The 24,249-nt window shown below is 70.3% G+C and carries 23 protein-coding genes; 9 read left to right on the plus strand and 14 right to left on the minus strand.

Annotated elements, in window-relative coordinates:
- Positions 1-50: 50 nt before the first annotated feature.
- Positions 51-890, minus strand: coding sequence for a Gfo/Idh/MocA family protein (locus ACI2JZ_RS05815; RefSeq protein WP_404596839.1), 840 nt, complete (start codon positions 888-890; stop codon positions 51-53).
- 63 nt (positions 891-953) lie between these two features.
- Between ACI2JZ_RS05815 and ACI2JZ_RS05820 the strand changes: the two genes are divergently transcribed.
- Both ACI2JZ_RS05820 and ACI2JZ_RS05825 read left to right on the plus strand, forming a co-directional pair.
- Positions 954-1,784: a hypothetical protein gene (locus ACI2JZ_RS05820; protein WP_404596840.1), complete on the plus strand. Its 831-nt coding sequence runs from the start codon at positions 954-956 to the stop codon at positions 1,782-1,784.
- The gene (locus ACI2JZ_RS05825; protein ID WP_404596841.1) at positions 1,781-2,626 is read left to right on the plus strand and encodes an SMP-30/gluconolactonase/LRE family protein; all 846 of its coding nucleotides are present in this window, start codon (positions 1,781-1,783) and stop codon (positions 2,624-2,626) included. Before ACI2JZ_RS05820 ends, ACI2JZ_RS05825 begins: the two co-directional genes overlap by 4 nt.
- Positions 2,627-2,910: 284 nt before the next feature.
- Here the strand turns inward: ACI2JZ_RS05825 and ACI2JZ_RS05830 are convergent, their stop codons facing one another.
- Together ACI2JZ_RS05830 and ACI2JZ_RS05835 are read right to left on the minus strand one after the other, a co-directional pair.
- A complete protein-coding gene (locus tag ACI2JZ_RS05830; RefSeq protein ID WP_404596842.1) occupies positions 2,911-3,879 on the minus strand; it encodes a C-terminal binding protein in 969 nt (322 codons plus the stop codon).
- Positions 3,880-3,905: 26 nt separating this feature from the next.
- Positions 3,906-4,790: a LysR family transcriptional regulator gene (locus ACI2JZ_RS05835; protein WP_404596843.1), complete on the minus strand. Its 885-nt coding sequence runs from the start codon at positions 4,788-4,790 to the stop codon at positions 3,906-3,908.
- Between the two features lie 162 nt (positions 4,791-4,952).
- Between ACI2JZ_RS05835 and ACI2JZ_RS05840 the strand changes: the two genes are divergently transcribed.
- The 4 genes from ACI2JZ_RS05840 (at position 4,953) to ACI2JZ_RS05855 (ending at position 9,079) form a co-directional block, all read left to right on the plus strand.
- Positions 4,953-6,239 (plus strand): MFS transporter, encoded by a 1,287-nt coding sequence (locus tag ACI2JZ_RS05840; RefSeq protein ID WP_404596844.1) that lies wholly within the window; start codon positions 4,953-4,955, stop codon positions 6,237-6,239.
- A gap of 78 nt (positions 6,240-6,317) precedes the next feature.
- Positions 6,318-7,949 carry an amidohydrolase gene (locus ACI2JZ_RS05845; protein WP_404596845.1) on the plus strand — a complete coding sequence of 544 codons (1,632 nt, stop codon included), beginning with the start codon at positions 6,318-6,320 and terminating at the stop codon, positions 7,947-7,949.
- A gap of 40 nt (positions 7,950-7,989) precedes the next feature.
- A complete protein-coding gene (locus ACI2JZ_RS05850; protein WP_404596846.1) occupies positions 7,990-8,739 on the plus strand; it encodes an SDR family NAD(P)-dependent oxidoreductase in 750 nt (249 codons plus the stop codon).
- Positions 8,732-9,079: a nuclear transport factor 2 family protein gene (locus ACI2JZ_RS05855; RefSeq protein WP_404596847.1), complete on the plus strand. Its 348-nt coding sequence runs from the start codon at positions 8,732-8,734 to the stop codon at positions 9,077-9,079. Before ACI2JZ_RS05850 ends, ACI2JZ_RS05855 begins: the two co-directional genes overlap by 8 nt.
- A 111-nt stretch (positions 9,080-9,190) precedes the next feature.
- Here ACI2JZ_RS05855 and ACI2JZ_RS05860 read toward each other — a convergent pair whose 3' ends face one another.
- Genes ACI2JZ_RS05860 through ACI2JZ_RS05875 form a run of 4 tightly spaced genes read right to left on the minus strand, consistent with a single transcriptional unit; the run spans position 9,191 to position 13,248 of the window.
- Complete coding sequence (locus ACI2JZ_RS05860; protein ID WP_404596848.1) at positions 9,191-9,991, minus strand: SDR family NAD(P)-dependent oxidoreductase; 801 nt, start codon at positions 9,989-9,991, stop codon at positions 9,191-9,193.
- A complete protein-coding gene (locus ACI2JZ_RS05865) occupies positions 9,984-11,081 on the minus strand; it encodes a mandelate racemase/muconate lactonizing enzyme family protein (RefSeq protein ID WP_404596849.1) in 1,098 nt (365 codons plus the stop codon). The genes ACI2JZ_RS05860 and ACI2JZ_RS05865 overlap by 8 nt, the downstream gene beginning before the upstream one ends.
- Positions 11,078-11,833: an SDR family NAD(P)-dependent oxidoreductase gene (locus ACI2JZ_RS05870; protein ID WP_247623865.1), complete on the minus strand. Its 756-nt coding sequence runs from the start codon at positions 11,831-11,833 to the stop codon at positions 11,078-11,080. The genes ACI2JZ_RS05865 and ACI2JZ_RS05870 overlap by 4 nt, the downstream gene beginning before the upstream one ends.
- Positions 11,830-13,248, minus strand: coding sequence for a hypothetical protein (locus ACI2JZ_RS05875; RefSeq protein WP_404596850.1), 1,419 nt, complete (start codon positions 13,246-13,248; stop codon positions 11,830-11,832). The genes ACI2JZ_RS05870 and ACI2JZ_RS05875 overlap by 4 nt, the downstream gene beginning before the upstream one ends.
- Before the next feature lie 117 nt (positions 13,249-13,365).
- Between ACI2JZ_RS05875 and ACI2JZ_RS05880 the strand changes: the two genes are divergently transcribed.
- From ACI2JZ_RS05880 to ACI2JZ_RS05890, 3 genes are read left to right on the plus strand one after another with little or no spacing between them, the layout of a single operon-like run.
- A complete protein-coding gene (locus tag ACI2JZ_RS05880; RefSeq protein ID WP_404596851.1) occupies positions 13,366-14,025 on the plus strand; it encodes a GntR family transcriptional regulator in 660 nt (219 codons plus the stop codon).
- A complete protein-coding gene (locus tag ACI2JZ_RS05885; protein WP_404596852.1) occupies positions 14,022-14,855 on the plus strand; it encodes an SDR family NAD(P)-dependent oxidoreductase in 834 nt (277 codons plus the stop codon). The genes ACI2JZ_RS05880 and ACI2JZ_RS05885 overlap by 4 nt, the downstream gene beginning before the upstream one ends.
- A gap of 30 nt (positions 14,856-14,885) precedes the next feature.
- The gene (locus tag ACI2JZ_RS05890; RefSeq protein ID WP_247623869.1) at positions 14,886-15,551 is read left to right on the plus strand and encodes an SDR family oxidoreductase; all 666 of its coding nucleotides are present in this window, start codon (positions 14,886-14,888) and stop codon (positions 15,549-15,551) included.
- A 103-nt stretch (positions 15,552-15,654) separates the two neighbouring features.
- Here ACI2JZ_RS05890 and ACI2JZ_RS05895 read toward each other — a convergent pair whose 3' ends face one another.
- From ACI2JZ_RS05895 to ACI2JZ_RS05925, 7 genes are all read right to left on the minus strand, one after another.
- Entirely contained in the window at positions 15,655-17,817 is a 2,163-nt protein-coding gene (locus ACI2JZ_RS05895) for a peptidase C14 (protein WP_404596853.1), read from the minus strand.
- A gap of 102 nt (positions 17,818-17,919) precedes the next feature.
- A complete protein-coding gene (locus ACI2JZ_RS05900; protein ID WP_404596854.1) occupies positions 17,920-18,915 on the minus strand; it encodes a hydroxyacid dehydrogenase in 996 nt (331 codons plus the stop codon).
- Positions 18,912-19,997, minus strand: coding sequence for a dihydrodipicolinate synthase family protein (locus ACI2JZ_RS05905; protein ID WP_404596855.1), 1,086 nt, complete (start codon positions 19,995-19,997; stop codon positions 18,912-18,914). The genes ACI2JZ_RS05900 and ACI2JZ_RS05905 overlap by 4 nt, the downstream gene beginning before the upstream one ends.
- On the minus strand, positions 19,997-21,031 hold the full coding sequence (locus ACI2JZ_RS05910) for an NAD(P)-dependent oxidoreductase (protein WP_247633273.1): 1,035 nt from the start codon (positions 21,029-21,031) through the stop codon (positions 19,997-19,999). The genes ACI2JZ_RS05905 and ACI2JZ_RS05910 overlap by 1 nt, the downstream gene beginning before the upstream one ends.
- Before the next feature lie 32 nt (positions 21,032-21,063).
- Positions 21,064-21,978 carry a carbohydrate ABC transporter permease gene (locus ACI2JZ_RS05915; RefSeq protein WP_247623874.1) on the minus strand — a complete coding sequence of 305 codons (915 nt, stop codon included), beginning with the start codon at positions 21,976-21,978 and terminating at the stop codon, positions 21,064-21,066.
- Complete coding sequence (locus tag ACI2JZ_RS05920) at positions 21,975-22,880, minus strand: carbohydrate ABC transporter permease (protein ID WP_247633275.1); 906 nt, start codon at positions 22,878-22,880, stop codon at positions 21,975-21,977. Before ACI2JZ_RS05920 ends, ACI2JZ_RS05915 begins: the two co-directional genes overlap by 4 nt.
- Before the next feature lie 69 nt (positions 22,881-22,949).
- Complete coding sequence (locus ACI2JZ_RS05925; protein ID WP_247633276.1) at positions 22,950-24,185, minus strand: ABC transporter substrate-binding protein; 1,236 nt, start codon at positions 24,183-24,185, stop codon at positions 22,950-22,952.
- Between the last annotated feature and the right edge of the window lie 64 nt (positions 24,186-24,249).

Genomic DNA, 24,249 nt, shown 5'->3' on the forward strand with positions numbered 1-24,249 from the left:
TGCCACCCAGAACCCCATTTCCTGCGTCTGCCGTCATCGAAGAGGGCGCCTCACGACCTCTCGGCCGCGACCGCGGCCAGCACGGCGACCGTCGCGGTCATCTGCTCGGGCGGTACCGGGAGCTCACCGGTGTCGAGCATGCGCACGAAGGCCTCGACACCGGGACGCACGTAGTCGGACCCGACGACGATCTCACGGCTCTCCGTCCCGCCGCTCCCGACGGCGGTCACGCGGAACGGCACCGACACCTCGCCCTCCGGGCGCACGAAATCGAGCGTCACCCCCACCCTGCCGACGGCGTATCGGGCGCGCACGCGCCCCGGGGAGTGCTCCACCTCGACCTCTTCGGGCGCCCCGGGAACCAGGCGCTGGGCGAGATCGGCGAGATGGATGCCGTAGAAGAAGAGGCCGCCGTAGGGTCCGTCGGGATCGGCCGGTCCGGTGATCGCGAGGCTCTGCACCTCCCCGATCGACGGGAGCGCGGCGGCGACGGCATCCGTGTCGGGCAGCCAGCGCAGCGTCGACGACGACGTGACGGGCGTCGACCCGGCGGCGGCGAGGATCGCGTCGGCCTCGGCGACCGAGAGCGCGAGCGGCTTGTCGACCCACACCGGTATGCCCGCCTCGAGGAAGGGCACGGCGAGCGAGCGATGCGTCGCCCCGTCGCGAGTGGCCACGATCAGGGCGTCGACCTCGCCGATCAGGTCGGTGGATGCCGTCACGATGCGCTCGATGCCGCCGAGCTCGGCCAGCCGCTCCGTGCGGTCGGCGAGACCGGCGACGAGGGCCGTGATCCGGGCATCCTCGACGCCGTCGACGTTGAGCGCGCGCACGATGCCGTCGGCGTGGGTGTTCTCGATGCCGACGATCCCGATGCGGTGCGCTGCCATGCCCCCATCCTCTCGAAGACGGCACTCTCGGGTGTCGGCACGCGCCAGTAGGCTAGGCACATCATGGATCAGATCATGTGGTGGGCAGAGCACTACTGGTGGCTCGTCTTCCCGATCATGGGCATGGCGGGTGCCGCAGCGAAGGCCTGGGAACGGTCGGCCAAGAACCGCCACGAGCGTCGGATCGAGACGCTCCGCATGAAGGCGCAGCTCAAGACCGCGCAGATCGAGGCGCGGGCGCTGACCCACCCGACGAAGAACCGCGGTGCGACGATCGTCGACACCACGGCATCCCCCGTTCCGAACGATCTGCTCGCGCGCCTGCTCGCCGAGCACGACGAGATCACCGCGCGCTGGCTCGACTACGAGCTCGACGTCGCGAAGCTCATCGCCTTCCCCGCCATGAGCGATGGCCGCCAGCCGCTCACGGCCGCGTTCCTGCGCGCGAAGCGCACCGCCGACGCGCTGCGCCCGGCATCGGCCGACGCCAAAAAAGTCACCGAGCAGCAGGTGTCGGAGTACCTCGACGCGGTGGGCGCATACGCCGTCGCGTTCGAGATCGCCGAGAAGGACGCCCGGCGCCTGCGCGATTCGACCTTCACCGACGCCGAGCGGAAGCGCCTCGATCGCGCGCAGCAGCTGCTGAAGGTCGCCGTCGACGAGTCGGCCACGCAGGCCGAGCGCAATGTGGCTTACAAGCGCGTGCGCGAAGAGCTCGACGGTCTCATCCTGCTGTCGGACGACGCCGTGCAGGTGCTCGAGAAGCAGGTCGCGCGAGAGATCGCGGCTCCCGCCGCACCCGCCTCTGCGCCGAGTGCGGCGTCGACCCCGGAGACGGCTTCCACCCCCGAGCCCGAGCGGATGCCGCTGCGGCGCACCGACGAGCAGTCGTGAAGGCCGAGAACCTCACCGGCCCGATCTGCGTGCACGCCGAGGCGCCCGTCTGGTCGACATCGTGGGGCGGAGTCCGCTGGGTCGACGGCGACGCCGCCGACCTCGTGACGCTGCGCGACGACGGCATCCATCGCCTGCACCTCGATGACACGTATGCGGCGTTCGTGCGCCCGCGCGTCGGCGGCGGATTCGTCGCCCTCGGTGCGCGCTCGCTGCACCTCTCGGATTCGCCAGACGGACCGGCCCGCGTCGCCGCGACCTTCGACCTCGGCGATGCGCGCTTCAACGACGGCACGGTCGACCCGCTCGGGCGGCTGCTCGCCGGGTCGATGGCTCTCCGCGGTGCCGGAGCCGTGGGGCGGATGCTGAGGATCGGCGGCGACCTCGGCTCCACCACGGTGCTGTCGAGCGTGACCATCTCGAACGGTGTGGCCTTCGCCCCGGGTGGATCCCGGGCATACTACGCCGACACGGTCACGCAGCGGGTCGACGTGTTCGATGTGGCTGAGGGGGAGCTGCGTGGACGCCGCGGATTCGCGACGATCCCCGAGGAGCAGGGGTCGCCCGACGGGTTGACCGTCGCCGCCGACGGATCGGTGTGGGTCGCGCTCTGGGGCGGTTCGGCGGTGCAGGCGTATTCGCCGGACGGATCTCTCATCGCTCGGATCGAGCTGCCCGTCCCCCAGGTGAGCGCGTGCACGTTCGGCGGAGACGACCTCGGCACGCTCTTCATCACGACCTCGGCGCAGGGGCTCGGGGCGGACCACGGCACCGAGGCGGGCTCACTCTTCGCCGTCCAGCCCGGCGTGAGCGGTATGCCCGTGGCGGCGTTCGCCGGCTGACGGGTCTCTGGGGACCGGGTTTCTCGGGGCGGGACGCTTCGACGGGCTCAGCGCCCCAGTCAGAAGCTGGCTCAGCGACTCAGTCAGAAGCTGGGTTCCTGAGCCTGTCGAAGGGCCCCTGACCCAGCGACCTCGTCGTTGTGCGCGGCATCCGCTCGGCACCCGTTCGGGAGGAGAACTCGCCCAAAGGAGGAGAAGAACAGCGGATTCCTCCGCCCAACGCGGAGATCTCCTCCCGAACGGGCACGGCGACCCGGGGGTCGCGTGAGGAACTGGGCCGAGGCTCAGCCAGCGTACGCCGGGTTCACGATCGGCACCGATTCCCCGGCGAGGAAGCGGATCACGTTCTCGGCGGCGTGCACGGGCAGGTCGGCGAGCGCCTCGGGCGAGAACCACGCCGCGTGCGGGCTGAGCAGCACCTGATCGAGGTCGCGCAACGGGGAGCCGTCGGCCAGCGGCTCACCGTCGAAGACGTCGAGCGCGGCCGCGCCCAGGCGCCCGGAGCGCAGCGCATCGGCCAGCGCTCCCTCGTCGATGAGCGGTCCGCGACACGTGTTCACGACCACGGCTCCGGGCTTCATCGTCGCGATCGACTTGGCGTCGATCAGGTGCCGGGTCGCCTCGGTGAGCGGCACGTGCAGGGTGAGGATGTCGGCCTGCGCCACGGCATCCGGGATCTCGACGGGCTCGCACCCGGCCGAGCGGATGCCGTCGGCGGACGCGTACGGGTCGGCGACGAGCACCCGGAAACCGAGCGCCCGGCATCCGCGGGCCACGATCGATCCGATGCGGCCGAAGCCGAGCACCGACACCGTGGTCGTCGACGGACGCACGGCGAGGGGCCGGGCGTCCACCGCCTTCCAGGTGCCGGCGCGCACCGCGCGGTCGTAGGCCGGCAGGCCGCGCGCCTGGGTCATGATCATCGCGATGGTGTGCGCGGCGACCTCCTCGATGCAGTAGCTCGGGGTGTTCGCGACCGCGATGCCGCGAGCGGTGGCCGCTTCGACGTCGATCATGTCGTACCCGATGCCGACGCGGCTGATGATGCGCAGGTTCGGCATCCGATCGAGTACCTCGGCCGTGATCGGGGCCCATTGCACGACGAGCCCTGTGACATCCGCCCCGAGAGTTGCGAGGTCGTCGGATGCCGGGGACGCTGCCCGTTCGGCGTGGAGCCCGGCGGATCGGAGCGTGTCTTCGATGACGGTTCCGGGGAGGTCGCAGTCGCTGACGAGGATGAACGGCGTTGTCATGAGTGCGATGCTATAGCATCTAGCACTTAGTCCTCCGCGTCGTACAGGCTCAGCACGTGGTCGGCGGCGAAGGCGCTGAGCTGCTCGGCCACCCCGCGGATGTCGTCGCGCGCGTAGTGCGTGCGCTCCCAACTCGCGTACAGCGCGCACTGCATCGGGATGCCGCGGTGGTGCAGCGGCTTCGAGATCAACCCGAAGCGCGGCGGCTCGACGACCACGCAGGGGCCGTGGCCGGCGGCCGACCGGGCCTGGATGATCGGGGCATCCGCGCCGAAGCTCGCCATCTCGACCGACCACGCCTCGCTCTCGGCCGCCCTCTGGATCTGCGTCCACGCCGCCGATCCGGTGCCCGAGGTGAGGAAGGGGCCGGCCAGCAGATCCTCGAGCTCGAGACGCTCCCCGGCAGCGAGCGGATGCGACGCCGGCAGCTGGCAGTAGAGGGGCAGGTTCATGATGCGGATGCTGCTGAGCCGCGAGTCCGGCGGACTCGTCGTCACGGCGAGATCGGCCCCGGAGCGCAGCCGGTCGTAGGTCTCGACCGGCGTCGCGACCACGACGTCGGAGATGGGTCCGCCGCCCGCGATGAACGGCGCGAGCACGAGGACGCTCGTCATCTCGGGGGCTGCGGCGACGAACGAGCGCTCCTTGAGCACGATGCCGCTCATCACCTCGCGCGCTCGCCGACCCCGGCGCACGAGGTCGCGCGCCATCGGTTCGAGACGGTCGCCGGCGTAGGTCGCGACCATGCCCTGCGGCATCCGTCGGAACAGGGATGCTCCCACCTGGCGCTCGAGCGAGGCGATCTGCCGCGATACCGTCGGTTGCGTCCTGATCAGGCGTTCTGCCGCGAGACTGACCGACCCGGTGTCGAGCACCGCGACGAATGCCTCGAGTTCGCGTTCCCCGTACATACGTAAACCGTATACCTCACCCCATTTTCCTCATTGGACGAGCATGGGGTGATCACCGCAGGATGGGCAGAACCCGAACTTCCCCCTCCTTCCCCGAGACAGAGAGCCCTCCCGATGGCTGCTTCCCGCACTGATATCAGTTCTGCCCGGCAACGACGCTCGATGGTGGGTGCCTTCGTCGGCACCGCGATCGAGTGGTACGACTTCTACATCTTCGGCACGGCCGCCGCCCTCGTCTTCGGCCGCGTCTTCTACCCCGACGTCGCACCCGGCGCCGCGCTGCTCGCCTCGTTCGCCACCTTCTGGGTCGGCTTCCTGATGCGCCCGGTCGGCGGACTCGTCTTCGGCCACTTCGGCGACAAGTTCGGGCGCAAGAACGTGCTCGTGCTCACCCTCATCCTGATGGGGACCGCCACCACGCTGATCGGCCTCCTGCCCACCTACGCCCAGATCGGCATCCTCGCGCCGATCCTGCTCGTCGTGCTGCGCGGCCTGCAGGGCTTCGCGGTCGGCGGCGAGTGGGGCGGCGCCGTGCTGCTGTCGACCGAGAACGCCACGGCCAAGAAGAAGGGCCTCGCCGGAGCCTGGGTGCAGCAGGGCTCGCCCGCCGGATCCATCCTCGCGACCGTGATGTTCCTCATCGTGGGCCTGCTGCCCGACGAGCAGTTCATCACCTGGGGCTGGCGCATCCCGTTCCTCGTGTCGGCGATCCTCGTGATCGTGGGCCTCGTCATCCGCGTGAAGGTCGAGGAGTCGCCCGACTTCGAGGCGGCGAAGCAGTCGAAGGAGGTCGTGAGCGCCCCGGTGCTCGTCGCGATCCGCACCGCGCCGCTGCTGATCGGGCTCGGCGTGCTCGCGTCGGTCATGGGCATCTCGAACGCCTACTTCTCGAACACGTTCCTGCTCGCCTGGACCACCGGATCCCTGGGCATCGATCGGCAGCTCATGCTCAACATCCTGCTCGGCATGGCGATCCTGCAGTTCATCTGGCAGCCGATCGCCGCCAAGATCGCCGAGCGGTTCGGCATCGCCCGGGTGATGCTCGCGGGCCTCATCCTCAGCGTCGTGCTCACGGTGCCGTACTTCCTCGCCATCCAGGCCGCCTCCCCCCTGTGGATCACGGTCACCCTCTACGCCACGATCATCGGCAGCACCGCGTACTACGCACTGCTCGCGACGCTGCTCGCCTCGGCGTTCCCGGCCCGCATCCGCTACTCCGGCGTCTCACTGGCCTACCAGCTGTGCGCGACCGTCTTCGGCGGATCGACCCCGCTGGTGGCCCAGTGGATCCTCAACTCGACCGGCGGCAGCGTGTGGGGTGTGGCCGTGTTCTACGCGGTGATGATCCTCATCACGATCGCCGGTGTCTGGGGACTCCAGCGACGCATCGCCCGATCGGTCGAGGCGGAGACCGCGGCCACGGCCACGGCCACGGCATCCGTGGCCTGACGGCAGCCCCGGCCCGACCGGCATCCGTCCCGCCGGCCGAGCGACCACCCGAGCGACCCCCGAGACCCGAGAGAGACCATGCGCGTCGACACCATCTTCACCCACGCCCGCATCCGCACGCTCGATGCCGACCGCCCCGCGGCGCACAGCATCGGCGTGCTGGGAGGCCGCATCGTCGGCTTCGACGACGACCTGCACGGCGTCGAAGCGGACCGGGTGGTCGACCTCGGCGGTCAGCCCGTGCTGCCCGGGTTCCACGACGCGCACCACCACCTCTCGCTCACGGGCTTTCGTCTCGCGTCGCTGAACCTGCGCCCCGGCGCGGTGAACTCGCTCGACGAGCTGTACGAGGCGGTGCGCGTGCACGCCGAGGGGCTGGCGCCGGATGCCTGGGTGCGGGGTTCCGGCTACGACCAGAACTTCCTCGAGGCGCATCCGACGGCCGAGGGGCTCGACCGGGTCGCGGGCGGGCGACCCGTGATCCTCGAGCACGTCTCGGGGCACATGATGGTCGCGAACACGAAGGCGTTCGAGCTCGCGGGGTACACCGGACGCGAGGGGTTCCCCGAGATCGCGGGCGGCGGCATCCCCCGCGACGCCGACGGTCGGCCGCAGGGACTGCTGCAGGAGTCGGCGATGGCCCCGATCTTCGCGCTCGTGCGGCCGATGAGTCTCGACGAGGTGCAGCGCAACCTCGGGCTCGCGAGCGATCAGGCCCTGAGCTACGGCCTCACCTCGGTCACCGAGCCGGGGATCGGCGAGATCCGGATGGTGGGCAACAGCCCGCTCGACTACCACGCCTACCAGTCGGCCGTCGAGCAGCGGCAGCTGCGGGTGCGCACCACTCTCATGCCGTACATCACGGTGCTGCACCCCTTCACCGACCTCCCCGACAAGGACGTGCTCGGCCTCGACCTCGGCATCCGCACCGGTCTCGGCGACGACATGCTGCGGGTCGGACCGGTGAAGATCGTCGCCGACGGGTCGTTCATCGGCCGCTCGGCCGCGATGCACGCCTGCTTCCACGGCGAGGCCGACAACTTCGGCGTGCTGCTGCACGAGCCCGAGGCGCTGCGCGACTACATCGTGGGCGCGCACCGGGCCGGGTGGACGGTCGCGACCCACGCGATCGGCGACCGGGCGATCACGCACGTGCTCGACGCGATCGAGCACGCGCAGAGCGTCGCTCCGCGCCCCGACGTGCGGCACCGTATCGAGCACTTCGCCCTCGCGAGCGACGACGACATCGCCCGCGCTGCGCGGCTGGGGGTCATCCCCGTGCCGCAGGGCGTGTTCGTGTCGGACTTCGGCGACGGCATGGCCGCCGCAGTGGCCGCCGACCGGCGCGACGACATCTACCGCGTGAAGTCACTGGCGGATGCCGGCATCGTGATCAACGGTTCGACCGATTCGCCCATCTCCGACGCCAACCCTCTCGTGTCGATCCGCGACATGGTGCTGCGGCGCACGAGCGGCGGCGAGGTGCTGGGCGAGCGCGAGCGCGTGACGGTCGACGAGGCCGTTCGCGCCTACACGTACGGGTCGGCGTACGCGGTCGGCCAGGAGCACGCGACCGGCACGCTGAAGGTCGGGATGCTGGCCGACTTCATCGCCCTCAGCGACGACCTGTACGAGATCGAGCCCGAGCGCATCGCGGACCAGTACGTGACGACGACGGTGGTCGGCGGCGAGGTCGTCTTCGAGCGCTGAGCGCTTTCGCCGGGCGGACGTTTTGCTATAGCGTTTAGGGATGGACACTCGCCGCGCACTCATCACCGGGGCCAGCTCCGGCATCGGGACGGCCGCCGCCCTCGAACTCGCCCGCGAGGGGCTCGACGTCTGGCTCACCTACACCGGGCGCGAGGCCGAGGCCGCTCGTGTCGCCGAGGACTGCCGCGCGGCCGGCGCGTCCGATGTGCGGGTCTCGCGACTCGACCTGCGCGACCCCGCCTCGATCGATGCATTGGTCGCGGAGATCGCGGATGCCTGGGGCGAACTGCACGTGCTCGTGAACAACGGCGGCGTGTGCCCCTACACGCCCTACGACGAGATCGACATCGAGGAGTGGGACGGCGTGCTCGAAACGAACGTGCGCGGCACGTTCCTGTTGACGCGTGGGTCGCTACCTCTGCTGCGCGCCGCCGCGGGCGATCGCAGCGTCATCAACCTGTCGTCGATCGCCGGACAGGTGGGCGCCCTGCAGACCGGGCTGCACTACGCCGCGAGCAAGGGCGCGATCCTGGCATTGACCCGCAGCTTCGCCCGCCACCTCGCGGCCGAGGGCATCCGAGTGAATGCCGTCACCCCGGGGCCCGTGGCCAGTGCGATCACCGATCAGCTGCAGGGCGAGGGACGCGCGAAGCTCGAGGCATCGATCCCGCTCGGGGCGTTCGGACAGCCGGCCGACGTCGCCTGGATCATCGCCTCACTCGCCTCGCCGCGGGCGGGTTTCATCACCGGGGCCACGTACGACGTCAACGGAGGCGTTCGCATTGACTGACGGCATCCACTCCCGGTCCGCGGAGCAGACCGTGCAGGACCAGCTCGCCGCGTTCAACGCGCACGACCTCGAGGCTTTCGTCGCGACATACGCCTCGGATGCCGTCATCACCGGCGTCGCTCCGGAGCCGATCGTCGGCACCGCCGCGATCCGCGCCTTCTACGAGCCGCGGCTGCAGAACCCCGAGCTGTCGTGCGTGATCGAGCAGACCGTGCTCTTCGGCGACCGGTGGGTCGTGGCACAGGAGCAGGTCGTCAACGCGGGCACCGCAACCGAGACCATCGCCACCTTCGACGTCGTCGACGGGCTGATCTCGCGCGCCTCGATGCTCAAGGCGTAGGCAGGACCAGCCTCCCCGACCCGGGTCGCTGAGCCCGTCGAAGCAGCACGGGACGGCCCCTCGCTCGCTCAGGCACCGGCGAGAAGGCTACGGTTCCTGAGCGAAGGGCGCTCAGGAGCCGGAACCCGAGAAGCGCTCGCGCAGCGCGGGGTCGACGGCGACGTCGCCGAAGGATGCCGTCCACGCTCCGTCGACCGCGATCGACTGCCCCGAGAGGTACGGCGCCGCGTCCGACAGCAGGAACGCGGTAACCGCTGCGACCTCCTCGGCTCGCGCGATGCGCCCCATGGGCGGCCCCTCGGACAGTGCGCACTCGGCGGCTATCGGGTCGACGGATGCCGCGATCTGCGCCTCGAGGTGCGGAGTGCGCACCCCGCCCGGTGCGACCGTGTTCGCACGGATGCCGAGTGCTCCGTAGGTCACCGCCACACTGCGGCTGAGCGCATCGATGCCGCCCTTCGTGAACTCGTAGGCGGCGTGGTCGACGAACGACGCCCGCCCATGGATCGAGCCGATGTTCACGATCGCCCCGGCGATGCCCTGATCCACGAAGGCCGAGACGGCGGCGGAACACCCCCAGAGGTAGCCGAAGCCGTTGATGTCGAGGATCTCGCGCACGACGCGTTCGTCGAGCTCGTGCAGCGGTGTGCGCTTCGTGATCCCCGCGTTGTTCACCCACCCGGCCAGCGGCGCGAGACCGCGGGCGACCGAGGCGGCCCGCTCGTGCGCCGCGCGATCCGACGCATCGCCGAGCACCACCTCGGCCACGACACCCGCCTCGATCGTCCCCGAGCCGGACGAGCGCTCGAGCCCGACCACGACCCAGCCGTCGGCCGTCAGCCGCTCGGCGACCGCGCGGCCGATGCCCTTTCCGCTCCCGGTCACCACGACACTGCGCATCGCATCAGTCATCGCCGTCTCCTCCCGAGGACGCGCCGAGATCGAAGACCCCCGGATCGAGCGTGAAACCGAGGCCCGCGGCATCCGTCGGCCTGACCGTGCCGTCGAACACCGGCCCTCCGACGATGAACGACGGCGCCGGGTCGTAAGGGTTCGTGCCGCGCGCGAAGGTCTCGACGCCGATGCCGAGATGCGCCGTGACCTCGGGGTACACGTGGCCCGACACCGGAACGCCACGATCCGACGCCCAGGCGATGAGTTCGCGTGCCGGTGTCACTCCTCCGATCGCCACCACGTCGAGGCGCAGCACGTCGACGGCCTCGGCCTCGACCAGTGCGCGCAGCACGGCGGGGTCGGTCACCTCGTCGCCGACGGACACGCGCAGCCCGCTCTCGCGGCGGATGCGCGCGCACCCCGCGGCGTCCTCCGGGAGCAGCGGGTCCTCGAGCCAGGCGAGGCGCGGGTCTCCCCACTGCGCGATCTCGGCCAGCGCCTCGTCGGCATCGCGCCAGCCGAAGCCGACGTCGACGACGAGACCGGTCCCCGACGGCAGATCATCGCCGAGCAGGGCCAGCAGTTCGCGCATGTATGCCGGATCGGGCATACGCGAGATCTTCACCTGCGACCACCCGTCCGCCTGGGCGAGCACCTCGTCGGCGACCTCTCGGGGCGCACGCGCCGCCGAGGGGTAGGCGGCCACGAGCATCGCGTCGCGCGGGGCGTCCCCCGTGCCGAGCATCCGCCACAGGGGCATCTCCGCCCGTCGCGCGGCGACATCCCACAGCGCGATGTCGACCAGTCCGATCGCTCGGCGCACGAGGCCGACGCGCCCGACGATCGCGCTGCCGCGCAGCATCCGGTCCCATGTCGCGGCCGGATCGTCGGCATCCGCTCCGATCGCGTGCCCCGAGACGAGCCGCTCGACGATCTCGGCCATCGGCGCCTCGCGCGACAGGCAGTAGGCGACGCCCGAGAAACCATCGGCGTCGGATGCGCGCACCGCGCTGTACTCGCGCCGGGTCACCGTCATCGCCCCGAGGTGCAGGGGCGCCGGAAGGGGCAGCACCGCCGTCGCCGTGTCGATGCGCGCGATGCCGGTCATGCGGGCTTCTTCGCGAGCGGCACGCCGTAGTCGACGAGGAATCCGCCGTCGACGTACAGCGTCTGCCCGTTCATGTAACGCGATTCGTCGGACACGAGGAAGCTCACGGCCGCCGCGATCTCGCTCGCCTCGGCCAACCGCCGGGCCGGGATGCGCGACAGGATCGTGTCGAGGCTGAGCGTGCCCGCCTCGACGCCCTGACGGAACACCCCGGTGTCGACGTAACCCGGGGCGACCGCGTTGACCCGCACGCCGCGCGCGGCCCACTCGGCACCGGCGGTCGCGGTGAGACCGATCACGGCGGCCTTGGTCGTGGCGTACGGCGCGCGTCCGGCCGAGCCGCGCGACGAGATCGACGAGATGTTCACGATGCGGCCGTCCCCGCGCTCGAGCATCCGGCGTCCGGCCGCCTGCAGCGCCGAGAAGACGCCGTGCAGGTTCACGTCGACCACCGCCTGCCATTCGCTCCACGTGAGGTCTTCGATCCCGCGATGCCGCTGGATCCCGGCGTTGTTCACGAGCACTTCGATGGGCCCGAGCTCGGCTTCGATGTCGCCGAACACGCGATCGACGCCGTCGTGATCGGTGACGTCGAGCTCGCGCCAGAGGATGCCGGCGGGGTTCTCACCGGCGGTGAGTCCGGGCACGCGATCGGCGGCGACGACGAGGTAGCCGTCGGCCGCGAGACGCTGGCCGATCTCCCAGCCGATGCCGGCGGAACCTCCGGTGACGATGGCGACGAGACGGGTCATTTCTCTCCTGGGGTCGTGGTCGCCAGAAGCGCGGCGACGAGGTCGGTGGCGTGCTTCTCGAGAAGCTCGAGAGCGCCGGGGGCGAGCGGGGTCTGCCAGGCCTGGTAGGCGCCGCGGTCGTAGGCGTCGCGCGTGGGGAGGTACACGAAGCCGGGTCCGTTCGTGAGATTCATCACGACGATCGGGTTCTCGGGGAACCTCGCGCGCAGGGTCGTCTGCAACCGCGAGTACGCCTCGCCCGGGTGTCCGACGATCACCGCATCGCCGAGACGCCATGCCCACACGGGGTGCGCGACGGTCGGACCGTCGATGTACCCCTCGCGCAGATTGCGCGCGCGCCCGAGGCGCTCCTCGCGGGAGCGCGGATCGATGTCGGCCCACTCGCGCGCCAGATCGTCGAGCGTCGGCAGGTCGCGCAGGGGGAGGGAGACGGATGCCGTGACGCCGGCCGAGCGCCCTTCGTCTCGTCGCTCGGCTCCTCGCTCGGGGACCGGTTTGCGCCCCGCCCACACCGCCAGCGGCGCACCCGACTCGACGATGCGATCGAGCGTGAGCTCCTCGCCCGGAACCGGCAGCGCGTCCACCGCCGCGAGCACGGCGTGCCCGAGCGAGCGGCCGTGACGATCGGCCACCGTCGCATCTCCCGTGTACTGCTCGCGCGGGGCGAGTTCGCCCGACGCGCCCTGCACGAACAGGCACGGGGCACCGGTCGCCGCCTCCACGACCTCGCGCATCGCGCCCACGTAGTCGGGCGACACCGCGCGACTCTGCCACGCGAGCGTCGTCGGGTGGCAGGCGTAGTTCACGAGCGTGGCGCGCACCCGACCCGCGACGCTCACCCGACCGATCACGACCGTGTCGTCGGCGACGGCATCCGGGCGGAAACCCACGAGCGCACGCCCGTCGAGATCGAGTTCGCGGTCGGCGGCGAGGCTGCAGCGTCCGGTCGTCCATTCGATCAGGCCGGCCTCGGCGGTGCTCAGCGCCTCGCGTCCGGCCGCGATGCCCGCGGCGGCGAGCGCATCGAGGTACCCGGGGATGAGCTCACCGCCGGGCAGATGCGCGTCGGCGGCGCAGAGCACGGCGCCCGCGTGCGTGTGCGAGAGCGAGAGCATGAGCTGGTCGGGAGCGAGCCCGAGGCCCGCGAGGATCGACCCGCGCACCCCCTGCTCGTCGGCGACCCGCCGCCACCAGGTGCCGTCGACCGCGAGCAGAACACGCGGACGGTCGTCGTCGCCGATCATCGCGAGGGCCGTCAGCTCAAACGGCCGATGCGCGCCCTCGGAGCGCTCCCAGTCGGCGGGCCCCCAGTTCTTGGCGCGGATGCCGGTGGGTGGCGTGATGTCTCGGCGCGCCACCCCGACCCGCAGCGCGCTGCGCGGAATGCGGATGCTGTCGCCCAGAGCGGTGTTCATCGTGGGTGCTCCCGTCGTTCGGCCGTCTCATCGACCGATGCCATAGCATCGGTGCGAGCGTGCGACCTCGGAACCCCGAGCTCCGCCGATCGCCGCCCGTTCGGAAGGACTCCCCCGATGCGCACCGTGTCAGACCAGAACATCGCCGAGCAGGTCGCCGACGAGCTGCGCGCCGCGATCCACTCCGGCGAGCTCGCCCCCGGGGAGCGCCTGGTCGAGCGCAAGCTCGCCGACCGCCTCGGCGTCAGCCACATCCCGGTGCGCGAAGCCCTCACGCGGCTCGCCGAGGAGCGGCTCATCGTGCGCGAACCCCGCCGGGGTGCACGGGTCGCGGAGTTGACGGCATCCGATCTCGACGACATCTCGAGCCTGCGCATCGTGCTCGAGCAGTTCATGGCGATCCGGGTGCAGGAGCGGTGGAACGCGGATGCCGCGGCGCGCCTCGAGACGATCGTCACCGCGATGGGCGCCGCCGCCCCCGGCGACGTCGACGAGGTGCTGCGGCAGGACCGGCTGTTCCACGAGACGCTCGCGGAACTGGCGGAGCACCGCTTCCTCGACGAGGTCAGCGCGCAGCTGCGCGGACGCATCGCCGGGTTCATCCGCGCCGCGAACGCCGCCCTCGACGTCGACGAGCAGGAGGAGCACGTGCGCAGCCACCAGGAGATCGTCGACGCGCTCGCGAGCGGCGACCCCGACCGCGTGCGCACCGTCGTCGCCGAGCACATCACCCGAGCGGTCGAACGCATCACCCCGACGACAGGAGCAGACGCATGACCGCCAGAACGATCGTCCTCACCGGAGCATCCGACGGCATCGGCGCGGCCGCGGCCCGCCAGCTCGCCGCGACCGATCACCGGCTGATCCTCGTGGGTCGCTCGCCCGAGAAGACGAAGGCCGTGGCCGACGACACCGGCGCCGAGTACTTCTTCGCCGACTTCGCTCGCCTCGACGACGTGCGCGAGCTGGCCGCGAAGCTGACGGATGCCGTGGGCGCCGACGGCATCCACGTGTTGGCGAACAACGCCGGCGGCATCTTCGGTGACCGCACGCCCACGGTCGACGGTTTCGAGAAGACCATCCAGGTCAACCACCTCGCGCCGTTCCTGCTGACGAACCTGCTGATGCCGACGCTGCTGGCGTCGAAGGCGGCGGTGATCAACACGTCGAGCGTCGGGCACCGGCTCTTCGGGCACATCGACGTCGACGACCTCGACAACTCGAAGAAGTTCAGCGCCAACAAGGCCTACGGCGACGCGAAGCTCGCGAACGTGCTCTTCACGAAGAGCCTGCACACGAAGTTCCACCCCGACGGCCTGAGCTCGGTGGCCTTCCACCCCGGCACCGTGCAGACGAACTTCGCCTCGGACTCGTCGAGCCTGATGCGGCTCGTCTACCGGAGTTTCCTCGGCAGGCTGCTGCTCACGAGCACTGAGGAGGGCGGCGCGATCCTGCGCTGGTTCATCGAGGGCACGCCCGATGAGACGTGGTTCTCGGGGGCGTACTACGACGAGCGCACGCTGTCGTCGAAGACCAACCCGCAGGTCGACGACCCCGCCCTCGCCGAGGCCCTCTGGCAGCGCAGCGCCGAGCTCGTCGGGGTGTAGAGGATCCGGCGACTTCGATACCCTTCCGGAATGCCTCTCGCACTCGTCACCGGAGCCGCACGGTCGAACAGCATCGCCGCGGGAATCGTGCCCCGTCTGCGCGCCGACGGCTGGACCGTCGTGACCAGCGACCTCGACAGCGGCGACCACCCCGCCGACCTCTCCGACCCGGCCGCGCCCGAAGCCCTGATCGACCGTGTGCGTCGCGACCACGGCGAGCTCTCGGCCCTGGTCCTGAGCCATGCCCACGACGTGGAGTCGGGCATCCTCGACACGACCGCGGAGAGCTTCGACCGGCACGTCGCGGTCAATGCGCGCGCGAGTCTGCTGCTCATCGCCGCCTTCGCGCGTCAGGTCGGGCCCGACGGCGGTGCGGTCGTGGCCTTCACCAGCGACCACACCACCGGCAACCTCCCCTACGGGGCGTCGAAGGGCGCACTCGACCGGATCGTCATCTCGGCCGCCCGCGAGCTGGGCCCGCAGGGCATTTCGGCGAACGTCGTCAACCCGGGGCCGATCGACACCGGATGGATGGACGACGAGATCCGCGATGCGCTGACCCCGATGCATCCGCTCGGCCGTGCCGGCACGCCGCGAGACATCGCCGGCATCACCGCCTTCCTGCTCTCGCCCGAGGGTCGGTGGATCTCCGGCCAGCTCCTGCACACCGACGGCGGCTTCTCGGCCCGCTATTGACGCGGATGCCGCGCGGCGGCCCTTCGTCTCGTCGCTGCGCTCCTCGCTCAGGAACCGGTTCCTGAGCGAGCGAAGCGAGACGAAGGGCCCACGCATGAGCACCTCAGACCGTGACGTTCGCGGTGTCGATGACGCGGTCGCCCGCGGCGGGGAAGGCCGTGCGCGTCACGCCGGACTCGACGTTGGCGGTGTGCACGAGCGTCGACGACGACCCGAAAGCCCCGTCGCCGAGTTCGATCGCGCCGCCCTCGAAGCGGTTGCCGACCGCGCGGTAGTGCGTGGCGCCGGTGGTGATCGACACGTGCGTCGCCGCCCCCTCGGCGCGGAACGTGCTGTCGGACAGCGCCACGTGCAGCTCGCCCGCTCCGGTGCGCGCCAGGCCGGTGCCACCGACGTTCACGACGTCCGACCCCGCGACCTCGATGGTCTGGCGCTCCCCCCGCGCCGCCGCCACACGGGCGTTGCGCAGGGTCGAGCCCTCGAACCGCAGACGCTCCGACTGCGACACGATCGGTGCGGCGTCGTCTGCTCCCACGAGCGTCGACCCCCGGAACGTCACGGCACCCGGGCCCGTGATCTTCAGTCCGCCCACCCCGCTGAGCACCGTGTCGACGAAGGTGACCGGGGTGGTGACGGCCGCACTCGTCAGCTCGCCGCCGGCCGCGACGAAGGTGACGTGCGAGCCCTCGATGAGGTTCGGCCGCGACGAGGCATCCGACTGCTGGGTGATGATGAGCGTGTCGGATGCCGTGCACCCGCGCAGCTGCGCACCGTCGGCGTTGATCCACAGCATGCCGGAGCCCGCGAGCGACGGCTTGCCGATGACCTGCACGTCTTCGAGCGTGAGGTCGGTGATGCGCACGCGGGCGACGAACCACGAGCACACGTGCTTGCGCACCGTGATGCGCTTGGCCGCCGAACCCCACGCCGCGCCGGAGTTCGCGAAGGTCATGAGCCCCGAGTTGCCGGTGTAGGTGAGGTCGTGCTCGTACTGGCCGTGGGTGACGAACGGCCCCTGGTCGTCACCGTCGCCGTGGCAGTTCTCGACGAGGCAGTAGGCGCTCGCGGTGAAGTCGTTGAGGTGGCGCGCGTTGGCCGTATGGCAGTTCGCGACGTAGCCGTAGAGGCAGTAGATCTGCTGCGTCAGGTACCCGGCACCGCCCCAGGTCACCGAGGTGGGGTTCTTGAGCGTGCAGCTCACGGTCGAGTAGTAGGTGTTCCAGCGGCGCTGGATCAGCGGCCAGAAGGTGCCGGTTCCGTCGATGTGGTCGACGTCGCAGCGCACGGCGTACTCGAAGGCGAGGGGGTGCGATCCGGTGTACTCGTCGGTCCCGGTGCCGAGGAACTTCAGGTTCGAGACCGTCACGTCCTGCACGGGCAGCACGTGGCGCCAGGTCATCGTGCGGTCGGCGGCGAGCGGCCAGCCGTTCTTGTAGTTGATGCGGATGTGCGTGCCGTCGACGATCTGCGTCACCTGCACCAGTCTCTGCAGCTCGCGCTCCCAGCGGCCGGCGAGCGCGTTCACCTCGGCCGCGTACCAGTCGCCGACCGTGAAGAACGACGAATCGGCGACCGGGAAGACGTCGCCGAGGTCGGGCACGACCTCGTTCAGGCGCGCCTCCTGCGCCGCACCCGTCACCTCGCCCTGGAAGAACATCACGGCGGCGAACGGGTCGTCCTTGCCGGCGTTCTCGATGCCGACGGTCGTCATCAGGTGGTTGCCGAAATCGAACGCGATGCCCGAGCGGCGGAAGATGTGCCGACGCACGAAGTTGAGGTCGCTGTGCGCCTCGACGCGGTAGATGCTCGGATCGTTCACCATCGCATCGAGCGCATCATCGGCGTTCACGCTCGCGTCCATGATCCCGAACGCGCGGAAGTCGACGACGCCGTGATGCACGAGCACCCACGCGCCCTCCTTCCGCGCGGCGATGACGGTGCCGCCGTTCACGGCCGGGGCATCCTTCTTCACGAACCGGTAGAGGCCGTGGCCACCGTCACCCGGCGCCGCGTAACCGCTCGTGCGTACGAGGTCGCCCGCCTTGCCCTTGAGCGAGGGCAGGTCGGTCGCGAGACCGGCGTTGCCGACGTCCTTCGAGCCCGAAGAGCTCATCGGCGCCACCGGGCCGGCGGCCTGCGCGGGTGTCTGCACCGCGACCGCCGACACACCGCCGAGGGCGGCGGCGCCGAATCCGGCGAGCAGCATGCGCCTGCTGCGCAGCGCGGCGGTCGAGGTGGTGCTGTCGGTGTCGTGCGTGATCGTCATGTCGTACCTCCTTGCGGCAGCGTGGCCGCGGTCGGGCGTGCGGCCTCGCGGTCGTCACGCAACATCCGGTTCAGTCCCCAGAGCCCCCAGAGGTCTTCGGGTTCATGCCATCGACGCCAAGTGCGCGCGATCGACGGCATGGGCGAGCGGTCGGCCCGAAGTGAAGCGATCGAGCTCGTCGGACACGATGCGGCCCTGACGCAGCCGGCCCTCGGTCGTGCCGGCCGCCCGGTGCGGCGTGAGCAGCGCGCCGGTCAGCGTGCGCAGCGGATGCTCCGCTCCGAGGGGCTCCTCGTCGAACACGTCGATCGCGGCGCTGAGACGCCCCGCTCGCACTTCGTCGACGAGCGCCTCCTCATCGACGAGCCAGGAGCGCGCGGTGTTCACGAGACCGGCGCCGTCGGGCATCAGCGCCAGTTCGCGACGTCCGATGAGATGGTGCGTCTCGGGCAGCGTCGGCGCGTGCACGGCGACGATGCGCGCGCGCTCCATGGCGGCGTCGAGCGTGACGAGTTCGGCACCCAGAGCGGATGCCGCGGCCCGATCGAGCGTCGGGTCGACGAGCAGCGGACGCGCGCCCAGCAGCCGGATGAGTTCGAGGTAGGCGCGACCCGTGCGCGATGCCCCGATCACGGCGATCGGGGCGTCGAGGATCTCGTGCTGCGCCGGGACGCCCGCGTCCCAGCCGCCGCCGCGCAGCCCGTTGTGCATCTCGGGCACGCGATGCAGCAGCGCGAGCGTGAAGGCGAGCGACACCTCCGCGACCGATCGCGCCATGCCCGCCCCCGCCTGAGTGACGACGACGCCCCGGTCGAACAGCTCCGCGGTCGCGAACGCCTTGATCGAGGCACCCGTGTGCGCGACGAGCTCGAGTCGGGGCATCCGGTCGAGCACGGCGGCGTCGAACGGATCGATGCCCCAGCTCGTGATCACGACGCGCACCTCGTCGAGCGGCGCATCCGTCAGCCGGTCCACCCGCACGAACGATCCCCCCAGCCGCCCGGCGACCCCCTCGAGGCGATCGGCATCGTCGGGTGAGAAGAACTCCGCGTACAGCGCCTCGGGCACCACCGCGACCACGACGGGGAGGGCGCTCATCGCAACCAGTCCTCGCGGTGCGCGGCGATGAACGCGTCGTCGTTCAGCGCGGGGTAGGCCCGGCGTACGCGGGCGATCTCCTCGGCCTGCCCGGGCGAGAGGCCCTCGGCGGGGTCGAGGCACCAGGTGCCCTCGAGCAGACCCTGCTGTCGGAGCATCTCGTGCACTCCCGCGATCACGCCGTGGAAGTCGTTGCCCGGGTCGAACACCGCCTGGTTGACGTCGACCATGTCGGAGGCGAGGAGGCTCAGCTCGCGATAGGCCGTGGCATCCCCCGCCATCGCGCGGTGCGCCTTCTCGAGCAGCGCGACCGCGGCGCGCGTTCCGACGGCCCACTGGCCCAGCAGTCCGCCGACGAAGCGCAGCGTGCGCGGCCCGTCGGGCGACTCGACGTGGAACTCCGCGAGCAGGTCGGCGACGATCGCATCGTCGTTGCCGGTGTACAGCGCGATCTCGTCGGCACGACCGGATGCCGCGACCCCGCGCACCAGTTCGAGGGTGCGGTAGCGATCGAAGGGCGCCGCCTTCACGGCGACGACCGCGGGGATCGCCGCGAACTCGCGCCAGAAGTCGCGGTCGAGAACCGGTCCGCCGATCGCGGTCTGCAGGTAGAAGCCCACGAGCGGCAGCACCTCGCCGACGGCGCGGGCGCGGTCGAGCAGCGCGCGCTCGTCGGCACCCGCGACGCGCGGGCTGATGAGCACCGCGTCGTAGCCGAGCGAGCGTGCGAGCTCGGCTTCGGCGACCGCCTGCGCGGTGTCGCCGGCCACCCCCGCGATGCGCACGAGGGCGGGATCGGAGCGGGCATCCATCTCCTCGGCCGCGAGCGCGAGCACCGGCTCGAAGAGTGCGTGCTCGGGGTCGCGGATCTCGAACTGCGTGGTGTGCACGCCGACGGCGAGGCCCCGGGCCCCGGCGTCGAGGTAGTAGCGCGACAGGGCGCGCTGGCGACGCTCGTCGAGTGCGCGATCGGCGGTCAGTGCGAGCGGATGCGCGGGGATCACCGCGCCGCGGGCCAGAGTGGCCGCGGCTTCGGGACGCAGCGACGGCACGGTCGCGGCACGCGCAGCGGAGGTCGCCATCAGAACTTCCCGTCCCGCACGGCCCACTTGGTGGGCTTGGCGATCATGGGCAGGCCGCCCGCGATCCAGTCGGCCTGCATCGCGATGAGCGTCTCGGCCGACACCGACGGGTAGCCGAACAGCGCCATGCACCGACGCGCATCGCTGAGCAGCGCGGTCGGCTGGGGCTCGTCGACGAGGTCGACCTCGCGGTCGAACAGCGCTCCGAAGCGGCGGGCGATCGACTCGACGCTCAGCAGCTCGGGGCCGGTGAGGTTGATCGTGAACGGGTCGGTGGAGGCGTGGTTCAGACTGCGCAGCACCACCTCGTTCGCGTACCCCTGCCAGATCACGTTGACGTTGGCGGTGGCGACCGACACCGGCTCACCCGCGTTCACCGCGCTGCCGATGTCGGCGAGCACGCCGTAGCGCAGATCGACGGCGTAGTTGAGGCGGATGATCGCGACCTTCGTCCCGCGCTCCTGCGCACCGAACTCGAAGACCCGCTCGCGTCCGAGGCACGACTGCGCGTACTCGCCGATCGGTGCGGGAGCGAGCTCTTCCGATGCTCCGCCCGACGACGCCGGCACGAAGGGGTAGACGTTCCCGGTCGACAGCACCGAGATCGCGCTGTCGCGGTAGCGGCGGGCGACCCGGTCCGGCAGCGCCGCGTTGACCTCCCACGCCCACGAAGCGTTGGTCGCGGCCCCGAACTTCGCCCCCACCATGAACACCACGTTCGGGGCATCCGGCAGCGACGAGAAGTCGTCGTTCTCGATGAGATCGAACGGCACGACGCGCACGCCGGCCCTCTCGAGGCGCGCACGGATCTCGGCGTCGCCGAACCGCGAGACGGCGTAGACCGCATCGGCCTCACGGCCCGCGGCATCCATCCCGCGACGGGCCAGCATTGCGAGGGTCGGGCCCATCTTTCCGCCGGCCCCGAGGATGACGAGGTCGCCCGAACCGCTCGCGAGGTCGTCGACGAGCGCGTCGCTCGGTGTCGCGAGGGCCTCCTCGAGATCGGCCTCGGAGGTGAAGTGGCGCTGAGGCATGTGGTGCCTTCCCTTCTTCTCAGCTGGTGTCTCTAGCCCTTGATGCCGGTGCCCGTGACGCCCTCCTGCACGTAGCGCTGAGCGATCAGGTACGCGAGGAAGATGGGCAGCAGCGCGACGACCGACCCCGCGAGCATCGTGCTCAACGGGACGTTCTGCTGCTGCAGCGACGAGATGCCGACGGTGAGGGTGAACATCGAGTTCGACTTGGCGATGATGAGCGGCCACAGGAAGTCGTTCCAGTGCCACAGGAACACGAAGATGCCGAGGGTCGCGAGGATCGGCTTGCACAGCGGCAGGACGATGCGCAGGAAGATGCGGAACTCGCCCGCTCCGTCGATCCGCGCGGCCTCGAACAGTTCGTCGGGCAGCCCCTGGATGAACTGGCGCATGAGGAACACGGCCTGCGCGTTCGCGAGCGTCGGCAGGATGAGGCCCCAGTAGGTGTCGATGCCGCCGAGGTTCGCCATCAGGATGAACGTCGGGATGAGGGTGACGTGGAACGGCACCATCACCATCGCGAGGAACGACCAGAACATCACCTCCTTGCCGCGGAAGCGCTTCTTGGCGAACGCGTACCCGGCGAGCGCCGACAGGAACAGCACGGCGACGACCGAGACGAGCGAGTAGACGAGCGTGTTGAACAGCCAGCCGAGGATGTTCTGCCCGCCGAGCACCTGCTCGTAGGACTCGAAGGAGATGTCGGTCCAGGGGATCAGCGATCCGGGAAGGTCGACCACCATGCCGGGCTTGAGGCTCAGCACGACCATGGCGTAGAAGGGGAAGAAGCTCAGGATGCCGGCGAGACTCAGCCAGATCCACCGTACGACCACGCCCATGCGGGTGGGTTCGAGGGCGCGGAACGAGCGGTGGCGGCGCGGGGCGGCCGGCTTCTGCGGCGGCGCCGAGACCGGCGTCTGCGTGGGCGGCTGGATCAGGGCGGTCATTTCTGCTTTCCGATCACGAGGCGCTGGATGAGGGCGACCACGAGGGTCATGACGAAGAGGGCGACACCGACCGCGGCCGCGTAGCCGTAGTCGAAGTACCGGAAGCCCTGGTCGTAGAGCAGGTAGACGAGCGAGTAGCTGGCGTTCGCCGGCCCACCCTGGGTCATCACGTAGATGACGTCGAAGACCTGGAAGGCGGCGGTCGTCTCGATCACCGCGAGGAAGAAGAACGTCGGGCGCAGGTACGGCAGCACGATGTAGCGGAAGCGTTTCCACGCCCCTGCCCCGTCGACCAGCGCCGCCTCCTCGAGCTCGCGAGGGACGTCCTGCAGGGCCGCGATGATGATCATCATCCCGTAGCCGAACCGCGACCAGACGCCCACGACGACGATCGCCGGGATGACGAGCACGGTGCTGCCGAGCCACGAGCCGCCGAGCCCGAGCGGAGCCATGAGCTGCGACCAGGGCCCGTTGCTCGAGAAGATCCAGACGAAGATGCTGCCCGCGAGCACGAGCGAGGTGATGACGGGGAGGAAGAAGATCGACCGGAAGAACCGCGCACCGCGGAACGCGCGTCGCACCCCCAGCGCCATGATCGTCGAGAGCGCCAGGGAGATCGGCACGGCGAAGACGGTGTAGACGAGCGTCGTGCCCATCGCCCGCCAGAAGAGCGGATCGGCGACGAGTCGCTGGAAGTGGTCGAGACCCCGCCAGGCGATCTCACCGGAGATGTCGTAGTCGAAGAAGCTCAGCGCGACGCCGGCGATACTGGGGCCGAAGCGGAACGCGATGAAGAGCAGGAAGGCGGGGAGCACGAAGAGGAACGCCACCCGCGCCTCGCGCCGGGCGAGCAGGCGGGTCACCGTGCCCTGCGGCTTCTTCGGCATGGTTGCCGTCGTCATGAGAACCTCACGTCGGGTCGGGAAGGGACGGGGGTGCGAAGCGGATGCCGCGGCGCACCCCCGTGGTCACTACTTGATGAGCGGGGCCGCGGCGGTCGCGGCATCCTTCAGCGCGTCGGCCGGGGACTTCTGACCCAGCAGCGCCGCCTGGATCTCGGGGGCGAGCACGCCCATGAGCGCACGCGAGCTCTCGTTCAGCTCGCCCACCGTCGTGTCTGGCACGTACTTCTCGACCTCGCCGAGGAGCGGGTCGTCGGCGTAGAGCGGCTCGGTGGTGCTGAGCGCCGAGAAGTACCCGGCGGCGGTGAGGTAGGGCTCGACGACCTCGGCGCTGGTGGCGTACTCGGCGAACTTCGCCGCGGCATCCTGCGCCTTCGATCCCTTGAGCACCGAGAGCGAACCGACCGTGCCGTAGGCCACCGACTTCTCATCGGTGAGCGGAGCGAGCACCTTGACGTTCTCCTCGCCCCAGAACGGAGCGACCTCGGTCACGCCGTTGTTCCAGGTGCAGGCGACCTTGCCCTGAGCGATCGCGGTCTGCTCGAGCGGCACGTTGGTGGTGAGCGCCTCGGGGTCGAGGGCCCCCGCCTCGGCCAGATCGGTGATGAAGGTGAGCGCCTCTTCGCCGGCCTTGCTGTCGAAGCCGACTTCGCCGTCGTCGTACACCTGTCCCCCGGCCTGCCAGAGCAGCGGGTAGAAGGTGAGGTTGAGGGTGTTCTCGGCCGACGCCGGGTAGTTCAGCACGTACATGTCGGCCGCCGTGAACTCCGGCGCGATGTCGATGATGTCGTCCCAGGTCTCGGGGTACTCGGTCACGCCCGCGGCCTCGAAGGCGGCGGCGTTGCAGATGAGCGGCTGGGCGCTGGTCAGGATCGGCGCCCCGAGGATGTCGCCGTCGATCGTGACGGACTCCTTGACGTTGGGGAGCAGGTCGTCCTGCCGCTGCTCGCTGAGCAGGTCGTTGAGCGGGGCGATCGACGACTGGTACGCCGACAGCTGGTCGGGGATGAGGTAGACGACGTCCGGACCCTTGCCCGCGGCGATCGCCGTCTGCAGGGACTCGTCGCGGTTGGCCCACGGGAAGATCTCGTAGTTCACGTCGATGCCGTCGTTCTCGGCTTCGAAGGCCTCGATCGTCGAGTCCCAGAAGTCCTTGTGCACCGCCTCGTCGGCGATGACCGGGTAGAGCCAGACCGTGATGCTCTGGTCTCCTTCAGCGGTGCTTCCTCCGCCGGCCGAACATCCGGCCAACAGGGTGGCGGTCGCGACTCCCGCGACGACGCCGGTGATCTTGCTGACGCGCATGGTGCTCCTTTGCTTGAACCGTGCTGAGTACGGTTCATTATGACATCGGGATGGGATAATTCGT

Source organism: Microbacterium sp. NPDC087868 (assembly GCF_044900755.1).
GTDB lineage: Bacteria > Actinomycetota > Actinomycetes > Actinomycetales > Microbacteriaceae > Microbacterium > Microbacterium galbinum.